Source organism: Aeromonas dhakensis (genome assembly GCF_002285935.1).
GTDB classification, from domain to species: domain Bacteria; phylum Pseudomonadota; class Gammaproteobacteria; order Enterobacterales; family Aeromonadaceae; genus Aeromonas; species Aeromonas dhakensis.
In genome coordinates this window covers 1,225,666-1,246,560 of record NZ_CP023141.1, presented here as the reverse complement: position 1 = coordinate 1,246,560, position 20,895 = coordinate 1,225,666, and the positions used below count along the sequence as shown (strand labels likewise).

Sequence of the window (20,895 nt, the reverse complement as noted above, 5' to 3'; positions counted from 1 at the left end):
CCGTCATTCGTCGTCCGGGGTTGCGGGATCCCGCTTCGCCCGCGGGTGGGCGCTGTCATACACCTTGGCCAGGTGCTGGAAGTCGAGGTGGGTGTAGATCTGGGTGGTAGAGAGATCGGCGTGCCCCAGCAGCTCCTGCACTGCCCGCAGATCACCGGAGGACTCCAACATGTGGGTGGCGAAGCTGTGGCGCAGCTTGTGGGGATGGACGTGGGCGTTGAGCGCCTGCTTGTTGCCCCAGCCGTCGAGCCGCTCCTGCACCGAGCGGGCCGACAGCCGCTGCCGGCGTTTGGAGACGAACAGCGCCTCCTGCTCGTCGCCGGCCAGCAGCGGGCGCAGCTTGAGCCATTTTTGCAGCCACTCCACCGCCATCCGCCCCACCGGCAGCACCCGCTCCCGCGAGCCCTTGCCGGTCACCCTGAGCTGGCGCTCGTCGAGCTTCACGTCCGCCAGATTGAGCCCCACCAGCTCGGCGAGGCGCAGGCCGGAGGAGTACATCAGCTCCATGATGGCGCGATCCCGCACCGCCAGCGGATCCTGCTCGTCGGTGATGTTGAGCAGCTGGTACATCTCGTCCACGTCCAGATTCTTGGGCAATGGCCGTCCCTGCTTGGGGGTGACGATACCGCGGGCCGGATTGGCGACCAGCCGCCCCTGGCGCACCTGCCAGTCGCAGAAGCTGCGCAGGGCGGAGACCTTGGTGGCGAGCGAGCGGGGCGCAAGACCGGCCTTGTGCATCCGGGTCACCAGGCTGCGCACCTGACTCGCCTCGAGCCGGGCCCAGTCATCGACCCCGAGCTTCACCAGCTCGGCGGTCATGGCTTCCAGATGGGCCTGGTAGTTGCTGCGGGTGTGGGGGCTGAGCTGGCGCTCGACCCGCAGGTATTCGATGAAGGCCGCGAGCTCCCCCGCCAGCGCGGCCGGCAGGGGCTCGGCGGCAGGCGCCGCCTTGGTGGAGGGGCTGGCCGGCGCCTTAGCCACGGGCCAGCTCGGGCAGGCGCAGCTGCAGCAGGCGGCCGAGCTGACCCAGCAGCAGGGTGTCGTTGTGGGGGGTGAAGTGGCTCGGGTCCGAGCTGGCGAAGGCCAGCACGCCGAGATCGCCGAGCCGCATCAGGGCCACCGAGTTGACCAGCACGTCGTGACCGAACAGCGCCTGCTTCTCGCTCTGGTTGAGCCGGCCGAAGTAATAATCCTGACCTGGCAGGCGCTGACCCAGCAGCTGTTCGAGCTGTTTGCCCTCCGCCATGAACTTCTGCTCGGGACCGCTCAACTGGAATTTTTTCGGGCTGAGCCAGAGCCGCAGGCCGGTCAGTCGCAGCCGCTGCACGAACGCCTTGCCCATCACGGCGCTCACCTCGAACAGGCTCCGACAGCCGTACAGCTCGCCGTAGAGATCGGCATAGACCCGGAAAATCCGCTCGTTCTCGCTGGCGATCCCCATCAGCTCGGTAATCTCCTGCTCCAGCTGCTCGATGCGCTCGCGCTGGCGGTCAAGCTGGCGCTCCACCAGGGAGATGGCGCCCTTTTGTTCATGGGGAATGCGGATCCGGTCCAGCATGGCCGTGTGGCGCTGGAAAAACTCGGGATAACGGGCCAGGTACTCCAGCACTGTGGCTTCATCCACCAGTGGTTCCTGCCGTTTGAGTTCGCTCATAACTTGGTTGGTCCATCCGAAAAAGGGGCCAAGGGCCCCGACATTAGTGCTTGGCAGTACGGGGGCTCCCCGCCCGTACCTATAACTCTATCTGGCCGTCAAACACGTGCTCGGCCGGCCCGGTCATGTAGACCGGCTGACCCGGCCCCTTCCAGGCGATGGTCAGCTTGCCCCCCGGCAGGGTGACGGTGACCCGCTCCTTGAGCTTGCCCTGGCTGATGCCGATCACCACGGCGGCGCAGGCGCCGGTGCCACAGGCGAGCGTCTCGCCCACCCCGCGCTCGAACACCCGCAGCTTGATCTCGCTGGCGTTGACCGTCTCCATGAAGCCGACGTTGACCCGCTCGGGAAAGCGTTCATGGCGCTCCATGATGGGACCCAGGGTCTCCACCGGCGCATCGGCCACCGAGGGCACCTCGATGACGCAGTGGGGATTGCCCATGGAGACGGCCCCGCACATCACAGTATGCTCCTGGGCCCGCAGCAGGTAGGTTTTTTCCGCCTTCTGGGCCCGAAACGGGATCTTGCCCGGCTCGAACTGGGGCACCCCCATGTTGACCGTGACCTGGTTCTCCCCCTCCAGCTGCAGCACGATGCGACCGCGCGCCGTGCTCACCGCGATGCGATCCCGGTTGATCAGCCCCTTGAGGCGGACGAAGCGGGCGAAACAGCGGGCACCGTTGCCGCACTGCTCCACCTCGCTGCCATCGGCATTGAAGATGCGGTAGTGAAAGTCGAGCTCGGGATCATAGGGCGGCTCCACCAGCAGCAGCTGGTCGAAGCCGATGCCGAAGTGGCGATCCGCCAGCTTCTTGATGACGTCATTGCTGAAAAACACCTTCTGGGTGACGCCATCCACCACCATGAAGTCGTTCCCGAGGCCGTGCATCTTGGAAAAATCTATCAACATCGTGCGTTCCTGTACCCTTGTTCACGCTCTCACCCGGAGGAACGCTTAGAGAAATCCATCAACCATCAGGGCAGCAAATGCTCACCGCGCCAGAGATCCGCCAACTGCTCGCGCTCTCTGATGAGGAACGACTGCGCCCCGTCCACCAGCACTTCGGCGGCGCGCGGACGGGTGTTGTAGTTGGAGGACATGGTAAAGCCGTAGGCACCGGCGGAACGCACCGCCAGCAAGGAGCCCTCGGAGATCGCCAGGGTGCGCTCCTTGCCGAGGAAGTCGCCGGTCTCGCACACCGGGCCGACCACGTCGTAAACCGCCTGCTCGTGGCTCGCGCGACTGTCCACCTCGATGATGTTCATCCAGGCGCCGTAGAGCGAGGGGCGCAGCAGATCGTTCATGCCGGCGTCGATCAGGGCGAAGTTGCGGCTCTCGCCCGGTTTGAGGTACTCGACCCGGGTCAGCAGCACGCCGGCGTTGGCGACGATGGCACGGCCCGGTTCGAACAGCAGGGTCAGATCCCGGCCCGCCAGCTTCTGCTTGAGCGCCTCGGCATATTCGCTGGGATGGGGTGGCTGTTCGGCGCCATAGTTGACCCCCAGACCCCCGCCCACGTCCAGATGGTGGATATGGATGCCTTCCGCCGCCAGGCCGTCGATCAGCCGCAGCAGCTTGTCGGCCGCCTCCATGAAGGGATTCAATTCAGTGAGTTGCGAGCCGATATGGCAATCCACCCCGACGATCTCGATGTTGGCCATGGCCGCCGCCTTGCGGTAGATGGCGGGCGCCAGCTCGATGGGAATGCCGAACTTGTTCTGCTTGAGGCCGGTGGAGATATAGGGATGAGTACCGGCGTCGATGTCGGGGTTGACCCGCACCGACACCCGGGCCTTCTTGCCCATGCTGCCCGCCACCCGGTTCAGACGCTCCAGTTCGGCTTCCGACTCCAGGTTGAAGCAGAGGATCTCTTTATCCAGTGCGAGGCGCATCTCGGCCTCGCTCTTGGCGACGCCGGAGAAGACCACCTTGGCCGGATCACCGCCCGCCGCCAGCACCCGCGACAGCTCGCCGCCGGAGACGATGTCAAAACCCGAACCCAGGCGGGCCAGAAGGTTGAGCAGCGCCAGGTTGGAGTTGGCCTTGACCGCGTAGCAGATCAGATGGGGGATGTCGCCCGCTGCCTTGTCGAAGGCGTGCCAGTGGCGTTCCAGAGTGGCGCGGGAGTAGACGTACAGCGGGGTGCCGTACTGCTCGGCAAGTTGTTGCAGCGAGGTGTGTTCGGCCTGAAGCTGGCCATCGGCGTCGTAGTTAAAGTGATCCAAGGGGGCGGTTCCTTCCTAAATTATTGCGGCGCGGCCTCTGGGGCTGCCTCGGCGGTCGCAGGCGTCTGTGCTTGCTGTGTGCTCTGGGTCTGGGGCTGCTCGGGGGGTGGCATATAGAGCGGTCCCGTCAGGCCACACGCGGCCAAACCAAGAGACAGAAGAGTGGCAAGCAGGCACTTGGTAAGCTGGGTAATCATAATGGTTCGCTGCGAAAAAATTTTTGGCCCTCTATAATCGCACTCACATTGTTAAAAGCAACAGGATAAACCGATGAAGGATCACGAGTATCACGCCCTGACCGACGCCTTTTTCCAGTATGTGGAAGACACCATCGACGAGGGGTATCCGGATATCGACTGCGAACGCGCTGGCGGGGTCTTGACCCTGAGCTTCGAGAACAAGACCAAGGTCATCATCAACAAGCAGGAGCCCCTGCACCAGATCTGGGTCGCCACCCGCGAGAACGGCTTCCACTTCGAGCTGCAAGGGGAGAGCTGGATCGACAACCGCTTCGGCCACGAGCTCAAGACCCTGCTGAGCCAGGCCTGTAGCTCCCAGGCGGGCGAGCCCGTCCAGTTCCCATGATCGACCTGCACCCTGCCGATGCCCGTCATGCGGTGATCTGGCTGCACGGGCTGGGGGATTCCGGCGCCGGCCTGGCCCCCTTGGTGGATGCGCTGGCCCTGCCCGCCGACCTGCCGGTGCGTCACCTGCTGCCCGATGCGCCCGAGCGGCCCATCACCATCAACATGGGCTACAAGATGCGCGGCTGGTACGACATCAGAAGCTTCGAGGATCCGGCGGATCGCGCCGTGGAGTCCCACGTCAGGGAGTCTGCGGCCCGCATCGCCGCGCTGATCGAGCAACTGGTGGCCGAGGGCTTCGCCCCCGAGCGCATCGTGCTGGCCGGCTTCTCCCAGGGGGGGGTGATTGCCTCCTTCACCGCCCTGCGCCTGCCGCAGCGCCTGGCGGGCCTGCTCTGCATGTCCACCTACCTGGCGGCGCCCGATGCCCTGCTCGGCGAGATGAGCGAGGCCGCTCGCAGCCTGCCCATCTGCTACATGCATGGCATCTATGACGACGTGGTGAGCCTCTCCATGGGCTGGGACGCCAAGAACCGGCTGGAAGCGGCCGGACTCTCCCCCGAGTGGCACGAGTACCCCATGCGCCACGAGATCTGCCGCCCGCAGCTGGGCGATATTCGCAGCTGGCTGCTGGCCCGCCTCGCGGGCTGAGTCAACTTCGGATAGCCAAACGGCCTGCAGATGCAGGCCGTTTTCATTCGATATGGGCGATGATCCTGTGCAGCAGGGGGCCGAGACCGGGGCGCTTGCGCGCACGCCGGGCGGGCCCCTGCCCTACCCCGCGCCGGCGGCGGAACCGAGCTCGCGCCCCTGGCCACCGTCACGCAACTGACCCTGGCTGCGGTAGGGGATCACCTCCAGCTCGCCATTGATCTGCACTATCTCGTAGTACTGGGGCAGGTTGAAGTTGCTGAACTGGCCCGCGTCGCTGAAGCGCTCGTGGCTGGAGGTGTAGAAGCGGTTCACCCCCTGCACCAGCTCATCCTTGTTGCCGGCGAAGTGCTGGTAGATCTCCACCCGGTTCGCCTCGTCCAGGATATAGATGTTGGTGCCCGCGTCCCGGGTATCGAAGAAGAACTGCACCAGCCCCTCGCTGGCGTAGGCGTCGACGATGCCGGGCAGGTGCTGGCTGTGGGTCTTGTCGAGCCGCAGCGGCAAGTGATCCAGCTTGTTGTGGGAGATGTGGCGGTAGAAGTCGACCGCATTCTCCAGCTTCTTGACCGACACCCCACGCCGCTCGAAGAAGATGCCGTACTTCTCCTTGCCGAGCGCCAGCGTCTTGACCAGCTGCTGCTTGTCGCGGGCCAGACGCAGCTCGATGCACTCGGCCACCAGCTGCTGGAAGCGGCTGCGCACCAGGGAGCGGAAATGCTGGCTGTAGCAGAACACCTCGATCATCTCAGGGGCGGCGGCATCCTGGTGCATCTTGCCGAGTATGGTGGTGAGGGCGTCTACCACGGCTTCCTCCCCCTGGAAGTGGAGGGTGCGGATCTCGCTCCAGGAGTTGCGATAGACGAGATCCACCGAGCCCACCAGGCACTCCAGGTTGCGGCCGAACGAGAAGACGTCGGCGGCGTTGGCGTCGAATTCGATCACCTGGCCCACCCAGTGACTGGTCGGGTCCGTCTCCAGGTTGAGGAAGATGGAGAGCTGGCGAATTTCGCAGGGCCGGCTCAGGGCCAGGTTGGTGGCACGGGGATACTTGACCGGGAAGGTGCCGGAGAGATCGCGACAGAACTGGTGCAGGTTGTCGATGTGCAGATCCGAGCCCTGGTTGAACAGGTGCACCCGGGACTGGGGCGTCAGCAGGCCATTGAAGTAGGCCCAGGAGACCAACTTGCTGATGTAGCCGTTATATTCCAGCGGCGCCCGGCCGATGATGTCCACCGGCTCCAGCGAATGCTTGTAGAGATACCAGCCGGCGCGGTTCAGGCGACCGTGCGGCACCTGCACGAAGCTCAGATCCGGCTCGCTCAGGTCCGGCGCTATCTTGAGGTTGATCCGCTGCACCTTGCCCGGCAGGCTCTCGAACGCGGCATAGAGCTTGCGCGACAGTATGCCGATGTCTTCCGGATTGATGGACTCGCTGATGTTGTTGCGCCGGGCGAACTGGATGAGGTTGCGGTAGCTCTGCATCAGGGCTTCCAGCAGCTCGGCGTAGGCCACCTTGACGTCCTCCACCTTCCACTCCTGACGGTGATCCAGATGCTGCAGCCGCTCCCGGCTCCAGCCCCAGTAGTCCACCAGCTGGGTCATCAGCTCGCGGCGCCAGGCCGGGGAGTGATCCTCTTTCGGATGGCTGAGGCCGTCGCACACCTTCAGATAGAAGCAGCGGCGCACCAGATCGAGCCGCTGCATGTCGCCGATGGACTTGAGGTAGTTGGTCACCTTGTCCAGCATCAGGCAGTAGTTGTCGAGCCGGTAGTGCATCCCCTCGTTGTGCTGGAACCAGTCGCGGCTGGTCACCGACAGCAGGCGGGTGTTGGGGTACTCGTGGGAGTAGGCCTCCATCAGCACCGACTTGAGCACCGCCTTGTAGGGGGAGTCGATGCCCTTGTAGAGCTGCCAGAGGGCGGAGCCGAAGTACTCCTCGGCCGGAATGCGGTTGAAGCCCCCCAGATCGAGCCAGTCATCCTGGCTCAGCTTGCCGTGGGCGAACAGGCCGTTGACGTAGTCGTCGTAGTGATCGTCATACTCGGCCGGCACCAGATACCAGAGCAGCCGCTTGCCTGCGATGTGCATGGCGCTGCGGTAGAACTCGTCGAGCAGCAGCAGGTGCTGGGCGCTGCCGCAGCTCTCCCCCTGCATCTGGGCGTCGTTGCGCTGGCGGAACTTGTCCTCGGGGATCAGGAAGAAGTTGAGATCGACCCCCCGCTGCTCGGCCCACTTGGAGAGTTGCTGACACTTGAGATCCAGCAGCGCGAGCCGCTCCTGCGACAGACCGGCCACGTGGCAGACCCAGATGTCGAGATCCGAGTGGCAGCACTGACCGATGGACGAGGTGCTGCCCATGGAGTAGAGCCCCTGGATCGACTTGTCATGGGTGGTGAGGCCGTTCTGGCAGTTGGCGTTCTGGCAGAGATCCTCGATGAAGGCCTGCTGGGCGTCGTTGGCGGTAAAACTCCAGATGCCGTGCGGCACATCCCCCGCCACATAACCGGGCAGCAGGGGATGATTGAAGTGCAGCATGACGGGTAACAGCTGGAAGACCTGCTGCCCGTAGCGACTCATGAGACCTAACGCCCGCTGCGTCTTGAGACGATTGATGTCGTCGTAGCGCGCCACCAGCGTGTCGAGTTTTACCAGCAATGCCCTGCCTATACGAGGTGATAAATGACGCACCAAAACGGGGAGACGTCAAAAAAGTGTGATCATGTTAACAATGCAAACAGCGGTGGTAAACAAGCCCGCACACAATCGCCGGATTATTTATGACAAGTCACTAAACAGTATCATTGGAAAGCAATAAATTTTTTAAATTTCAATCAATTAACCTTGCATTTTAGTTTAATGAAAATCATTTTCAGCCGCTGTTTTTGAGCTTGGCCCCGCTTTTGCCGGCTGTGCCATGAAAGCCCCTGCAAAGGGTGGTAAGATCGTTTTCCTTCTAAAGATGAAACAACTGATTGATATGGCAGCCCGAACCCTGAAAATTGCCACTCGCAAGAGCCCCCTGGCCATGTGGCAGGCCAACTTCGTCAAAGACCGGCTGGAAGCCCTGTACCCCGAGTTGCAGGTCGAGCTGGTCCCCATGAGCACTCAGGGTGACAAGATCCTGGATACCCCGCTCGCCAAGGTCGGCGGCAAGGGGTTGTTCGTCAAGGAGCTGGAAACGGCCATGCTGGAGGGACGGGCCGACATCGCCGTGCACTCCATGAAAGACGTGCCGGTGGAGTTCCCCGAGGGGCTCGGCCTGCACACCATCTGCGAGCGCGAAGATCCGCGCGATGCCTTCGTCTCCAACCGTTTCACCGCCATTGACGAGCTGCCGCAAGGCGCCGTGGTCGGCACCTCCAGCCTGCGCCGCCAGTGCCAGCTGCGCGCGGCACGCCCGGATCTGGTCATTCGCGACCTGCGCGGCAACGTCAACACCCGTCTCGCCAAGCTGGACGCCGGTGAATACGACGCCATCATCCTCGCCGCCGCCGGCCTGAAACGGTTGGAGATGGCGCACCGCATCACCGCCTTCATCGAGCCGGAACAGAGCCTGCCCGCCAATGGCCAGGGCGCGGTCGGCATCGAGTGCCGCCTCGACGATCACGAGCTGCACGCCCTGCTGGCCCCGCTCGAACACCCCGAGACCCGCATCCGGGTGCTGACCGAGCGTGCCATGAACCGTGCCCTGCAGGGGGGCTGTCAGGTCCCCATCGGGGCCTACGCCCTGGTAGAGGGAGAGGAAGTGTGGCTGCGCGGCCTGGTGGGCAGCCCGGATGGCAGCCGCGTCATCCGCGACGAGATCCGCGGCCCACTGGCCGACGGCGAGGCCCTCGGCCACACCCTGGCCCAGCGCCTGCTGGCCGATGGTGCCGATGCCATCCTCGCCGAGGTCTACCGGGCATGAGTGCGGGCCGGTTCGAAGCATGGCCGCCATGCCGGAGCCAACCCTGATGGTCCCGCTGGTGGTGCGCCCGGCCGCCCAGGCCGCCGAACTGGTGGCACTGCTGCGCCAGCACGGCCACACACCACTCTGCTGCCCGCTGCTGGAAACCGTGGCGGGCGGCGAGCTGCAGCGCCTGCCCGAACTGCTGCCCCAGGCCGACATCGTCATCGCCGTCAGTATGCATGCAGTTAATTTCACTCATCATTTTCTGTTGCAAACTGGTCAGACCTGGCCAAATATTGACTACTTTGCAGTCGGCCAGGCCAGCGCGGACGCCTTTTCGGCCGCCGGCATCACGGCAGCCTGCCCGGAGGATCCGCGCAGCGAGGGGCTGCTGGCCCTGCCCGGTCTGCAACAGGTGAACGGCAAGCGGGTGCTGATCCTGCGCGGCAATGGCGGCCGGGATCTCATCGCCCGGACGCTGGCCTCACGCGGCGCACTGGTGCACTATTGTGCGGCCTATGAGCGCCACTACCCCGCTCTGGACGGGGACGCATTGACCCGCCACTGGCAGGCGGCCGGGCTCGACAGCCTGCTCGTTACCAGTGGCGAACTGCTGCAACGGCTGCTGGAACTGGTCCCGGACCGGCAGCAGCCCTGGCTGCACGACCGCCAGCTGGTGGTCCCCAGCCCGCGGGTGGCCGAACTGGCCGCGGCGGCGGGCTTTACCCATATCACGATTGCCCAGGGTGCATCCAACCAGGCCCTGACGGCCGCTCTGGAACTGAGGAAGATGGAATGACTGAACAGCAAGAAGTCCAGCCGAGTGCCGCGGCCTCCGTGGCCGACAACAAGCAACCCGGCCAGCAGGTCAGCAACAACAAGAAGGGCGGCTCGGGTGCAGTGCTCGGCGGTATCGCCATCCTGCTGGCCCTCGGCCTGACCGGCGGACTCTATCTGCACGGCCACCAGAACGCGGTGGCCCAGCAGGCCGAACTTGGCGCCCTCAAGCAACAGCTGGCTGACGCCATGGCCAAACTGGATCAGAGCAACAGCAAGGATGGCGAACAGCTGGCCGCCCTCGGCAAGCAGCAACAACTGCTGCAGGACGAGCTCAAGGGTCTGCAGACCCGGGTGCTGGATCTCAACGACAAGCGCCCCAACGACTGGATGCTGGCCGAATCCGAATACCTGGTGCGGATGGCCGGTCGCAAGCTGTGGCTGGAACACGACCTCGTCTCCGCCATCACTCTGCTCGGCAATGCCGATGAGCGCATCAAGGCCTTCAACGATCCCAGCCTGATGCCCATTCGCAAGGCGCTGGCCGAAGACATCGCCCAGCTCAAGGGGATGCCGCGCATCGATCGCGAAGGGCTGACCCTGAAGCTGGCCGCCCTCTCCGATCAGATCGAGCTGCTGCCGCTCTCTACTGTCAGCATGCCGGAAGCCAAGGCAGAGCCGGATCAGGCCGTCAGCACCAACCCGGACGAGTGGGAGAGCAATCTCAAGAAGAACTGGGTCAAGTTCACCGAAAACTTCATCACCATCCGCCGTCGCGACGGCGCGGTGGAGGCCCTCCTCTCCCCGCAGCAGGAGATCTTCCTGCGCGAGAACCTCAAGACCAAGCTGCTGCAGGCCCAGCTCGCCGTCTACCGCGAGCAGCAGGCCCTCTATGACGACAGCCTGGACAAGGCCCAACGCTGGCTGACCCAGTATTTCGACACCGACAACAGCGCCACCCACTACATGCAGTCCGAGCTGGACAAGCTCAAGGGGGAGCAGATCCAGTTCAACTACCCGGATCGCTTCAAGACCCAGGCCATGCTGGAAGAGGTGCTGACCGAGCGCCTGCAGCGCATTCTGGCCAGCAACTGAGGAGGGCACCATGATTCGTCTGATTGTACTGGTGGCCGTGATGGTGGCCGGCCTCATCTTCGGCCCGCAGGCCTCCGGCAACAAGGGTTATGTGCTGATCTCGCTGGGCAACTACACGGTGGAGTCCTCGGTCACCAGCGCGGTGATCCTGGCGGTGCTGTTCTACGGTCTGCTGCTCATTGTCGAGTGGGTGCTGGGCCGGGTATTCGGCCTGCGCCGCAAGACGCTGGGCTGGTACGGCTCGCGCCGGCGCCGCAAGGCCAACCAGCAGACCGTGGCCGCCACCCTGGCCATGGCCGAGGGGCACTACAGCCAGGCCGAGAAGCTGATGCTCAAGGGCGCCAGCAACAGCGACACCCCGCTGCTCAACTACCTGAGCGCCGCCAAGGCGGCCCAGGCACGGGGCGATGACGTGCGCCGGGATCAATACCTGCAAAAGGCGCAGGAGGAGAACCCCAAGGCCGAGCTGGCGCTGACCCTGACCCAGACCCAGCTGCAGATCGAGCAGGGCCAGTACGACACCGCACTGGCCATGCTGGAATCCGTCTACTCCCTCAACCCGCGCCATCCCATGGTGCTGGACCAGCTGCGCCAGGTGCACCTGGCCCGCGAGGACTGGACCGCCCTCATCGACCTTATTCCGGCGCTGCACAAGGTGGGCAAGCTCACCCCCAAACAGGAAGAGGATCTGCTGCAACAGGCCTGGCGTGGCCGCCTCAGCGCCGCCAGCGGCGCCCTCGATACCCTGCGCCCGGTGTGGCAGGCGCTGCCGCGCAAGCTGCGCCAGGATCCCGAGCTGCTGGCCGCCTATGGCGATCGCCTGCGCCAGCTGGGGGCCGACAATGAAGCGGCCGAGCTGTGGCTCGATGCACTGCGCAAACAGGTCTCGCCCCAGCTGCTGGCCCGTCTGCCCAAGCTCAGGCTCGACAGCTATCAGCCCCTGCTGACCCTGCTGCAGAAGATCCAGGATCAGCCGGGCGTCGACGCGGCGCTGGCCCAGGTCTACCTGCTGGCCGGTCAGCTGGACGAGGCCCAGCGTCTGCTGGAGCAGGAGGTGGCGAAGGCGCCCAATGCCGCCGTCTACCACGCCCTCGGCCAGGTGATGGACAAGCGCCGGCTGACCAACAAGGCCAACGAGTACTATCGCCAGGCATTGCAGCTGGCCGACGTCTGACGTCCGTTCGTCGCAAAATAGAAAGAGGCCGCAGTTGCGGCCTCTTTCTATTGGGATTATTGAGATTGCTCCGGATGGCTGCCCTCCCTGCTCCCCTCGCGGGAGAAGGGTCGGGGATGAGGGGGGGAACCAGCTACCACCCTCACCCTACCCTCTCCCTGAGGGAGAGGGTCAGACTCAGGATGTCATTCGCTCCAGCTCCCCGATCAGCCAGATGGCCTCTTCCCGGTGGTAGCCGCACACGTCCTGCATGGGACGAAAACCGCTGCACACCGCCGGCCGCTCGGGCTGGCCGAAGATCTTGCAGCCCAGCCGCGCATCGAGCTGCACACAGGGCACGCCGGCCGGTTTGCCGTCGGGCATGCCGGGAATGGCGCTGCTGATACTGGGGGCGATGCAGCAGGCACCGCAACCTTGACGACATTCCATGTAATGCTTTCCTCGGCAGGGTGCGCCAGTGTAGCAAAGGGCGGGGATTTTCCTCACTGTTATCCCGGCCACACCATGAAATAGCCCTTGCCGACCGGCAACAAAAAGCCCGACAGCGTCGGGCTTTTCAGGTGGTACCATGGGGATTACCCCGCGCGCATCCAGCTTACAGGATGATGTCGCGCACCACGCTGTCTTTGCGGTCCAGGAAATGGATCGACTTGATGCGACGGATGGTCCGCGACTTGCCACGGATCAGCAGGGTCTCGGTGGTCGCCATGACGCCGTCGCTGGTGATGCCGTCCAGCAGATCACCCTTGGTGATGCCGGTGGCCGAGAAGATGACGTTGTCATTCTTGGCCAGGTCTTCCAGCTTGAGCACCTTGCTCACGTCGATGCCGAGCGCCTCGCAGCGGGCAATTTCCTGCTCGCCCAGCGCACGCACTTCCGGGCTGTCGCCCTTGACCTGATGACGGGGCACCAGGCGGGCCTGCATGTCACCGTCCAGCGCACGGATCACCGCCGCCGAGATCACCCCTTCCGGTGCGCCGCCGATGCCGTACAGCATGTCCACTTCGCTGTCCGGCAGACAGGTGAGGATGGAGGCTGCCACGTCGCCGTCGGGAATGGCGAACACCCGCACCCCCAGCCCCTGCATCTCCTTGATCGCCTTGTCGTGACGCGGCTTGGCCAGGGTGATCACGGTCAGACGAGAGAGCGGCTTGCCGAGCGCCTTGGCCACGGCCTTGAGGTTCAGCTCGAGGGCCTGATCGAGGTCGATGGCACCCTTGGCCTTGGGACCCACGATCAGCTTCTCCATGTACATGTCGGGGGCCTTGAGGAAGGAGCCCTTGTCGCCGACGGCCAGCACGGCCAGGGCGTTGGCCTGACCCATGGCGGTCATGCGGGTACCCTCGATGGGATCAACCGCGATGTCCACCGCGTCGCCCATGCCGGTGCCCACCTTCTCGCCGATGTAGAGCATGGGAGCTTCGTCAATTTCACCCTCGCCGATCACAATCTCACCATCGATCTGGATCTGATTGAGGATATGGCGCATGGCCGCAACGGCCGCACCATCGGCGATATTCTTGTCACCACGTCCGAGCCACTTGTAGCCAGCCAGTGCAGCCGCTTCCGTCACTCGGGAAAACTCGATTGCCAGTTCACGTCTCATCGCATATCCAACCTTTGGAGCTCGAAAACGGGCGGCATTCTACCACAAGGGCAAACCTTTGCGCGCAAAAGTGGCGGTTCGTCACACAAAACACGGCCCTTTCACCAATTTGACATCAAACCGCCACCGACACTTCACGAGAGTGTCACCCCGCTGTCATCCCCCCTGCCTAGCATGGCCCCCGTCTTTTACAACAAAGCTTGCAACACAAGGGATTAAGATGAAAAAGCTGACTGTAGTGGCACTGGCTCTCACCGCGGCCTTCCAGGCTCAAGCCGTTGAAGTTTACAAGAATGACACCACCACCCTGGATCTGTACGGCCGCATCTACGCCGGCCAGTTCTTCGGTGACAAGAAGGAAGGGGTCGACAGCACCCATCCGAACGGAACCCAGGAGTACAGCGACAAGCAGGGCGCCAACCAGTTCGTCCGCTTCGGCGCCAAGGTCGACAGCCAGATCAACAGCCAACTGAAGGCGCTGGCCCAGTACGAAGTGCAGATGTACATCAACGACAGCGAGAAGACCATCAGCGAGAACTCCGACAACCTGCGCACCCGTCTGGCGTTCGCTGGTGTCGGCGCCGACTGGGGCAACATCACCTTCGGTCGCCAGAAGGGGGCCCCTGGCTTCCTGGCCGACTGGACTGACGTTTCCCTCTCCGACGGCTACGGCAACGAGGCCCTCGGCGCCAAGACCGACACCTTCGCCACCAACCGCGCCGGTTCCGTGCTGAAGTACTCTGGTCTGTTCAACGGCTTCCAGATCGATACCAGCTACAAGTTCGATGGCGGTGACACCGAAGAGACCACCAGCAAGGACAGCGATGCCGCCTACGGCGCCGCCGTGGCCTACACCTTCCCGTTCAATCTGGCGCTGGGTACCGCCTACAACGTGGGTATCCGCGACAAGAACGGAGAAGAGGATGCCAAGCTGTGGCTGCTCTCCGCCAAGTACGACAACAAGGCCGTCTACGCCGCCCTGAGCTATGCGGACGGCAGCGACTTCCTGGCCACCGGCAAGGATCACACCGGCTGGGAAGGGGCGCTGGGCTACAACTTCGAGAACGGCTTCGGCCTGATGGCGCTGTGGAACAAACAGAAGGTGGAGCAGTCCGGCAAGGCCGACTACGACTCCATCGACTACTACACCCTGGGCGCCCAGTACAAGTTCAACAAGAACCTGCGCGTCATCGGCGAGTACCGCATCAACAACCTCGACAGCAAAGAGAGCGGCAAGCTCAACGTCAAGGATGACTTCCAGCTGGCGGCCCGCTACGACTTCTAAGTCGGGCCCCTCTGCTCTGCGCGCGCCGGCTGATGCCGGCGCGCTCTTTTTTGTCCGCCCCGACGCGCCCGGCCCTCCATGATCTAGGCTCAACAGAGCCAAGACGAGGAGATCAACATGCCGCTACGCCTGCTCATCTGCTGCTGCCTGCTCTGCGCCCTGCCCGTTCAGGCGCTGACCATCGCCATGGTGCTGTGGCGCGGCGAAACGGACGCCGAGCGCGGCTTTCGCGACGAGCTCAACCGGCTCGGTCATCACCCCACCTTCGTCACCTTCAACGCCAATCAGGACAGAACCGCGCTGGCCACCCTGCTGCGCCAGCAGCTGCTGCCCTCCCTCGCCGACTACGACTACATCTACTGCTTCGGCACCACCGCCACGGCCATGGTCAAGAGCCTGGTGGGCAACCGCAAGCCGCTGATTTTCAGCATAGTGTCCGACCCCGTCGGGGCCGGCTTCCTGTCCGACGACAAGACGGAAAACCGGATGGTGGCCGGCACCAGCAACATGGTGCCGATGGCGCTGCAGCTCGCCAACGCCCGCCGCTATCTGCCCGCCAGCAAGGGGCTGCTGCTGCCGTTCAACCCGCGCGAGCAGAACACCCTGCTGACCGGCGAGATGCTGCTGCGCGAGGCCCGTCGCTACCAGTGGGAACTCACCACCTGGCGCATCGCACCGGACAAGCGGCGACTGGCCAGCGAACTCAAGCGGCTGCAGCGCGACGCCAAAGAGAGCATCGTGTTTCTCGCCGCCGACAGCTACCTGCTCTCCATCGCCCCCGAGCTACTGGCCGCCCTCAACGAGGCGGGCATCCCCACCATCTGCAGCGCCGAGCTCTATGTGGAGCACGGCTGCACCATCGGCACCATCAGCAGCTATCAGGCCCTCGGCCGGATGGCGGCCAACATCATCCACCGCAACCTGCAGGGCACCCCGCTGCAGGATATCCCGCTGCAGACCGACCCGGCGCCGCGGCTGGTGCTGGGCAAGCAGCTGGCCGGGATCGCCCCCGCCGCCGCCGACCACTGAGCCCCTCATCCCCCTTCTTCTCTCCTCCCGTTACCTTGCCGACAGGGCCCCCTGCCGGCAGGGCGAGTCATCCGATACCCAGCCCCATCGTCAAAACATGTTTCTATTGCACAGCTAATGAAAATCAATATCATTAGCATCCTCTCAAATGAGAGAGAACAAAATAATTACAAATAAATCAATAAGTTCAGACCATCAGGTCGCTTCTTCAAGAGTCAACACGCAACATGCACACACCTCACCACCCGCGCACTCTGCTGAGTGTCGCCCTGCTGGCCCTGAGCGCCGGCGCACACGCCGAAGACGAGACCATGACAGTGGTCGGCAAACGCAGCCAACATGAAGAGGTCGCCACCGCGACCCGTACCAACACCCCGGCCAAGCTGGTGCCGCAGGCCATCGACAGCGTCAAGGCCAGCGAGCTGACCGCCTTCGGCCAGCCCACCCTGAGCGAGGCCCTGACCGGCATCCCCGGCGTCAACGCCAGCGGTGACACCCGCTTCGACGGCGTCAACATCCGCGGCTTCAGCGCCAGCAACGACTTCTATCTGGACGGTTTTCGCGACGACATGCAGTACACCCGCGACCTTGGCAACACCGAGCGGGTCGAAGTGCTCAAGGGGCCGGCGGCGGTGCTCTATGGCCGTGGCAGCACAGGCGGCATCGTCAACCGGGTCAGCAAGAAGCCGCAGAAGGGGCTGGAGTCCAGCGTCAGCGCCCAGGTCGGCAGCTTCGACAGCCGCCGACTGGCTGCCGATCTCAACGGTGAAGCGGGTGAGCAGGTGCAGGTGCGCCTCAACCTGGCCCAGGAAGACAAGGACAGCTTTCGCAACGGCGTGACCAGCAAGCGCACCCTGCTGGCCCCCTCCGTCAACTGGGAGATCAACGACAAGCTGAACTGGCTGCTGCAGTACGAGCGCAACGAGCACGACCGCACCCCGGATCGCGGCATCCCCGGCGTCAACGGCCGCCCGGCCGACGTGCCGAAGGAGTATGTCTACAGCGATACCCGCCGCGACTTCATCGACGATGTGGCCCAGTCCACCCGTTCGCGCCTCAGCTGGGACATCAACGATCAGTGGCAACTGCGCCAGCAGCTGGGCTACACCAGCCTCGACAGCCAGTTCGACAACACCTATGTCACCAGCGTCAAGGGTGACAAGGTGACCCGCGCCCGCTGGCAACAGGATCTCAAGGCCAACAGCCTGATCAGCAACACCGAGGTCGAAGGCCAGCTGCAGACCGGCCCCGTCGAGCACCGCCTGCTGGTGGGCTTCGAGCAGAACTGGCAGGAGCGCACCCCCAAGCTCTACCAGAACGCCACCGCGATCCCGGCCGGCAACCTCTATGATCCGGGCTCCCTGCCCACCTACGATGGCGCCATGAAGCTCTCCAGCGACGCCAACCACAAGGTGCGCGGCTACGGCCTCTATGTGCAGGATCAGCTCAGTCTGGGCGACTGGCACCTGCTGGCGGGTCTGCGCCGCGACGACTTCACCGTCACCAGCCGCCGCAACGACCTCAACAAGGAGGAGACCGTCTCGGTCACCAGCCTGAGCCCGCGCCTGGGCCTGGTGTGGAACCCGATCGAGGAGCACGCCTTCTACGTCTCCTACAGCAAGACCTTCACCCCGGTGGGCGGGGAGCTTATCGGCATCACCCCGGGCGACAAGAACAACAACCTGGATCCCCAGCACACCCGGCTGTACGAGGGCGGCGTGAAGAGCGACTGGCTGGATGGCCGCCTGGCGACCACCCTCTCCCTCTACCGGCTGGAGATGTACAACAAGCGCAGCAAGGATCCGCTGGATCCCACCAAGGTGATCCTCACCGGCCTGCAGCGCACCGAGGGGATCGAGCTGAGTGCCCGCGCCCAGCTGACCGACGAGCTCTACCTGCGCGGCGGCATCGCCATCCAGGATGCCGAGCAGGTCAAGGCGGACGCCGATCTGCAAGGCAAGCGGCCGATGAACGTCTCTCGCCAGAACGGCGAGCTGTTCGCCGGCTATCAGAGCGGCAAGCAGGGCTGGTTCGGTGAGACCGGGGTGACCGCGGTGGGCGATCGCTTCGCCGACAACGCCAACACCACCACCCTGCCCGGTTACGCCCGCTTCGACGCCCGGGCCGGCTACCGCTGGCAGCAGTGGGAAGCCCAGCTGAGCGTGGAGAACCTGACCGATCACGACTACTTCGTCAGCGCCACCAGCGCCTCCCAGATCATGCCGGGCACACCCCGTCAACTGCATCTGAGCGCCGCCTACCGCTTCTGATCCCTCCCTTTTCCCGATCCCTCTGGCCAGCTCCTGCTGGCCAGATTTTTATGAAGCACCGAGCAATGAGACGCAGAAAACTCCCCCTGCACAACAACAAGTGGGTGCGCCGCATCCACGCCTGGGCCGGCTTTGCCACCCTCACCCTGATGCTGCTCTACGGCCTCACCGGCCTCTGGCTGCAACATAGGGCCGTGCTGCCGCTGCCCGGCCCCCACACCGACAAATCCAGCGAAGAGATAGTGCTGAGCGCGCCGCTGACCAGCCCGGATGAGCTGAAAAGCCTGCTGCAACAACGCTATGCAGCAGGGTTCGAGGAGGGGCGCGTCCAGCTCACCCCATCCCAGACCCTGCCCACCCCCGACGGCCCGCTCACCCTGCCGGCCCGCTGGGAGATGCGCGGCGTCACCCTGAGCGAAAGCGTGGCCGCCAGCTATGTGGAAGGCACATTGCTGGTGCGCACCGAACTGCAGCAGGCCAACTTCGCCGCCAGCCTCAACCGGCTGCACCGCGGAATGGGCACCGGCCTGCCATGGCAGCTGGTGGGGGATCTGGCGGCGCTGGCCATGCTACTGCTGGCCCTCACCAGCCTGCTGATGTGGAACAAGCTGCACGGCCCGGCCGCGCGCGGCATCTCCCTGCTGCTGCTGGGCGCCCTGGTCACCGTGCTGGTGGCCCTGCTCTAGCGCATTTACCGACGACAAAACGGGATCTGTCTCTCGGCGGCGGTAACCTTGCCCACACCTCGGGTAACAAAGGGTAACCGGACGCCGATGGGGCTCACAGTTGCCGGCCTGGCGGCTGGATAGGGAGCGCCTGCGGCTGATAGGGTGCGCCCTCAATCCCAGCGGCAAGAGGCAGCATGCGCATCTCCAGCATCGAATGCGGACGAGTGGTGGCTATCCTGGCGGTGATGACCATTCACCTATCCCCCTTCAGCAACCCCTTCGACCCCACCCTGTGGGACGGCACCCTCTACTTCTGGCTCGGTGGCGTCATCAACCAGCTCTGCCGCTTCGCGGTGCCGCTGTTCTTCCTCTGTGCCGGCTACTTTCTGCAACCCGCCCTCGCCGCAGGCCACCCGCTGACGGTGGCGCTGCGCTACTGCCGCCCGCTGCTGGGGCTCTGGCTGGCGTGGAGCCTGCTCTACCTGTTGATCCCCTTCAACCCCCTCGCGGCGGTGAGCGAGGGCTACCTGCCGGCCATGGCAGGCCAGTGGCAGATGCAGCTGGGGGATCCGCTCAACGCCTGGTGGGTGGGCGGCATGATCCACCTCTGGTTCCTGCCCGCCCTGATGCTGGCGGTGCTGATCCTGGCGCTCTGCCAGCAGGCCCGGCTGGCCCTGCTGCTGGGCGTCCTGCTCTACGGGCTGGCCCTGCTCGGCGGCTCCTATGGACCAACTCTGCTGGGGGGTGAATGGGCCCTACTGACCCGCAACGGCCCCTTCTTCTCGCTGCTGTTCGTGGCTCTCGGCGCCGAGCTGCGCCTGCGTGCCTGGCAGCCGGACGCCAGGCGCTGCGCCCTGCTGATGATGGCGGGGATGGGGCTCTACGCCCTAGAGGCCGCAGGGCTGCTGCACTTTGCCGCCGTGCCCCTCAACCGCCACGACTTCCTGCTGGGTTCGCTCCCCTGGGCGCTGGGGCTGTTCGGCCTGCTGCTGGCCAACCCCGGCTGGGGCCGGGGCAGCTGGCTCGAACGCCAGGCCCCCAAGGTGCTGGGCCTCTACTGTCTGCACATGATGCTGGTGGTGTGGCTGATGATCTTCGGCCCGCAGGGCAAGCAGCTGTGGTGGGAGCTGCTGAAGGTGCCGGCGCTGCTGGCGCTCACCCTGCTCGGCTATCGGCTGTTGGCGGCGATCCCGGCCAGTCGCTGGCTGCTGCGGGCCCGCTGAGGGAATAGAGGATGGGAGGGAGGCAGATCCCTCCCCACTCGAGGCTGAATGATGGGTTCAATTTTTATTCATCGCGGATAGATAAACTCCGGGACTCCTTAAACGCGAACCCAGGAGTCATCATCCCATGACGTTGTTCACCAAGACCCTGTTTACCAAGCAAGCTGGCCTTGTCCTCGTTCTGCTCGCCGCCAGCGGCTCTCTTAGCGCCGCCGAAATCGCCAACAACAACATCACCGAAGCCGAGATCAAGGCCGCCCAGGATGCCTGGGGCAAGGCCCTGATCCAGATCAGCGACGACTACCGCAGCGGCGGCATCGACAAGGCCAGGGCCACCGCCGGCGCCGTGCTCGACAGCGCCTACGGCTACGCTCAGGGGCCGGTACTGTTCAAGCCGACCCTGGCCGGCGGCGAGCAGACCTTTCGCATCAACCGGGAGGGGGCGCTGGCCTACTTCGTCGGCAACAACAAGGCCTATCCCGCCGACAGCGGCTTCGCCCTCAAGAACTGGCAGAGCTACGACTACAGCAATGCCGCCGTCTACATCAACGGCGACATGGCCCTCACCATGGGCAAGGTGCACCTGACCGACCGGGACAACAAGCAGACCACGGTCGACAAGACCTGGGGCTTCAAGAAGGGGGACGACGGCAAGATACGCATCGTGCTGCACCACTCCTCCCTCCCCTACGCCGGCTAACGGCAACAGGCGACCTGCGGGTCGCCTTTTTTGTTACGAGGGCTCCACTTTTGTCCGCTGG

The 20,895-nt window shown here is 64.3% G+C and carries 20 protein-coding genes; 12 read left to right on the top strand and 8 right to left on the bottom strand.

The window, feature by feature from the left end; genetic code table 11:
* Positions 1 to 3: 3 nt before the first annotated feature.
* The 5 genes from xerC to lptM all read right to left on the bottom strand — a co-directional run bounded on the left by xerC (position 4) and on the right by lptM (position 4,077).
* Positions 4 to 981 (bottom strand): tyrosine recombinase XerC, encoded by a 978-nt coding sequence (gene xerC, locus CK627_RS06185; RefSeq protein WP_017786029.1) that lies wholly within the window; start codon positions 979 to 981, stop codon positions 4 to 6.
* On the bottom strand, positions 974 to 1,654 hold the full coding sequence (locus CK627_RS06180; protein WP_167385288.1) for a DUF484 family protein: 681 nt from the start codon (positions 1,652 to 1,654) through the stop codon (positions 974 to 976). The genes xerC and CK627_RS06180 overlap by 8 nt, the downstream gene beginning before the upstream one ends.
* Positions 1,655 to 1,733: 79 nt before the next feature.
* Positions 1,734 to 2,564, bottom strand: a complete 831-nt coding sequence (gene dapF / locus CK627_RS06175; RefSeq protein WP_005308255.1) for a diaminopimelate epimerase — start codon at positions 2,562 to 2,564, stop codon at positions 1,734 to 1,736.
* Positions 2,565 to 2,629: 65 nt separating this feature from the next.
* Complete coding sequence (gene lysA / locus CK627_RS06170; RefSeq protein WP_095591908.1) at positions 2,630 to 3,880, bottom strand: diaminopimelate decarboxylase; 1,251 nt, start codon at positions 3,878 to 3,880, stop codon at positions 2,630 to 2,632.
* Between the two features lie 20 nt (positions 3,881 to 3,900).
* On the bottom strand, positions 3,901 to 4,077 hold the full coding sequence (lptM, locus tag CK627_RS22495; RefSeq protein WP_139431278.1) for an LPS translocon maturation chaperone LptM: 177 nt from the start codon (positions 4,075 to 4,077) through the stop codon (positions 3,901 to 3,903).
* A gap of 73 nt (positions 4,078 to 4,150) precedes the next feature.
* On the opposite strand from lptM, the gene cyaY reads away from it, so the two are divergent.
* On the top strand, positions 4,151 to 4,465 hold the full coding sequence (gene cyaY / locus CK627_RS06165; RefSeq protein WP_005308252.1) for an iron donor protein CyaY: 315 nt from the start codon (positions 4,151 to 4,153) through the stop codon (positions 4,463 to 4,465).
* Entirely contained in the window at positions 4,462 to 5,115 is a 654-nt protein-coding gene (locus tag CK627_RS06160; RefSeq protein ID WP_095591907.1) for an alpha/beta hydrolase, read from the top strand. The genes cyaY and CK627_RS06160 overlap by 4 nt, the downstream gene beginning before the upstream one ends.
* Positions 5,116 to 5,238: 123 nt before the next feature.
* On the opposite strand, the gene CK627_RS06155 is transcribed toward CK627_RS06160, so the two are convergent.
* The gene (locus CK627_RS06155) at positions 5,239 to 7,773 is read right to left on the bottom strand and encodes a class I adenylate cyclase (RefSeq protein WP_095591906.1); all 2,535 of its coding nucleotides are present in this window, start codon (positions 7,771 to 7,773) and stop codon (positions 5,239 to 5,241) included.
* Between the two features lie 322 nt (positions 7,774 to 8,095).
* Here CK627_RS06155 and hemC point away from each other — a divergent pair, with 322 nt between their 5' ends.
* From hemC to CK627_RS06135, 4 genes are read left to right on the top strand one after another with little or no spacing between them, the layout of a single operon-like run.
* Entirely contained in the window at positions 8,096 to 9,025 is a 930-nt protein-coding gene (hemC, locus tag CK627_RS06150; RefSeq protein WP_010635311.1) for a hydroxymethylbilane synthase, read from the top strand.
* A gap of 46 nt (positions 9,026 to 9,071) precedes the next feature.
* The gene (locus tag CK627_RS06145) at positions 9,072 to 9,806 is read left to right on the top strand and encodes a uroporphyrinogen-III synthase (protein ID WP_095593465.1); all 735 of its coding nucleotides are present in this window, start codon (positions 9,072 to 9,074) and stop codon (positions 9,804 to 9,806) included.
* A complete protein-coding gene (locus CK627_RS06140; RefSeq protein WP_095591905.1) occupies positions 9,803 to 10,879 on the top strand; it encodes a uroporphyrinogen-III C-methyltransferase in 1,077 nt (358 codons plus the stop codon). Before CK627_RS06145 ends, CK627_RS06140 begins: the two co-directional genes overlap by 4 nt.
* Before the next feature lie 10 nt (positions 10,880 to 10,889).
* Positions 10,890 to 12,053: a heme biosynthesis HemY N-terminal domain-containing protein gene (locus CK627_RS06135; RefSeq protein ID WP_005308239.1), complete on the top strand. Its 1,164-nt coding sequence runs from the start codon at positions 10,890 to 10,892 to the stop codon at positions 12,051 to 12,053.
* Between the two features lie 177 nt (positions 12,054 to 12,230).
* On the opposite strand, the gene CK627_RS06130 is transcribed toward CK627_RS06135, so the two are convergent.
* Both CK627_RS06130 and glpX read right to left on the bottom strand, forming a co-directional pair.
* On the bottom strand, positions 12,231 to 12,482 hold the full coding sequence (locus tag CK627_RS06130; RefSeq protein WP_017787388.1) for a YkgJ family cysteine cluster protein: 252 nt from the start codon (positions 12,480 to 12,482) through the stop codon (positions 12,231 to 12,233).
* A 166-nt stretch (positions 12,483 to 12,648) separates the two neighbouring features.
* Positions 12,649 to 13,659, bottom strand: a complete 1,011-nt coding sequence (glpX, locus tag CK627_RS06125) for a class II fructose-bisphosphatase (RefSeq protein ID WP_005308234.1) — start codon at positions 13,657 to 13,659, stop codon at positions 12,649 to 12,651.
* A 220-nt stretch (positions 13,660 to 13,879) separates the two neighbouring features.
* On the opposite strand from glpX, the gene CK627_RS06120 reads away from it, so the two are divergent.
* The 6 genes from CK627_RS06120 (at position 13,880) to CK627_RS06095 (ending at position 20,834) form a co-directional block, all read left to right on the top strand.
* On the top strand, positions 13,880 to 14,944 hold the full coding sequence (locus CK627_RS06120) for a porin (RefSeq protein WP_010635316.1): 1,065 nt from the start codon (positions 13,880 to 13,882) through the stop codon (positions 14,942 to 14,944).
* Positions 14,945 to 15,061: 117 nt separating this feature from the next.
* A complete protein-coding gene (locus CK627_RS06115; RefSeq protein ID WP_095591904.1) occupies positions 15,062 to 15,973 on the top strand; it encodes an ABC transporter substrate-binding protein in 912 nt (303 codons plus the stop codon).
* 227 nt (positions 15,974 to 16,200) lie between these two features.
* Positions 16,201 to 18,243 (top strand): TonB-dependent receptor, encoded by a 2,043-nt coding sequence (locus CK627_RS06110; protein WP_095591903.1) that lies wholly within the window; start codon positions 16,201 to 16,203, stop codon positions 18,241 to 18,243.
* A gap of 65 nt (positions 18,244 to 18,308) precedes the next feature.
* Positions 18,309 to 18,929, top strand: a complete 621-nt coding sequence (locus tag CK627_RS06105) for a PepSY-associated TM helix domain-containing protein (protein ID WP_167385287.1) — start codon at positions 18,309 to 18,311, stop codon at positions 18,927 to 18,929.
* Positions 18,930 to 19,105: 176 nt separating this feature from the next.
* Positions 19,106 to 20,134 (top strand): acyltransferase, encoded by a 1,029-nt coding sequence (locus tag CK627_RS06100; protein ID WP_095591901.1) that lies wholly within the window; start codon positions 19,106 to 19,108, stop codon positions 20,132 to 20,134.
* A 127-nt stretch (positions 20,135 to 20,261) separates the two neighbouring features.
* Positions 20,262 to 20,834 (top strand): metal-independent carbonic anhydrase family protein, encoded by a 573-nt coding sequence (locus CK627_RS06095; RefSeq protein ID WP_095591900.1) that lies wholly within the window; start codon positions 20,262 to 20,264, stop codon positions 20,832 to 20,834.
* Positions 20,835 to 20,895: the final 61 nt, after the last annotated feature.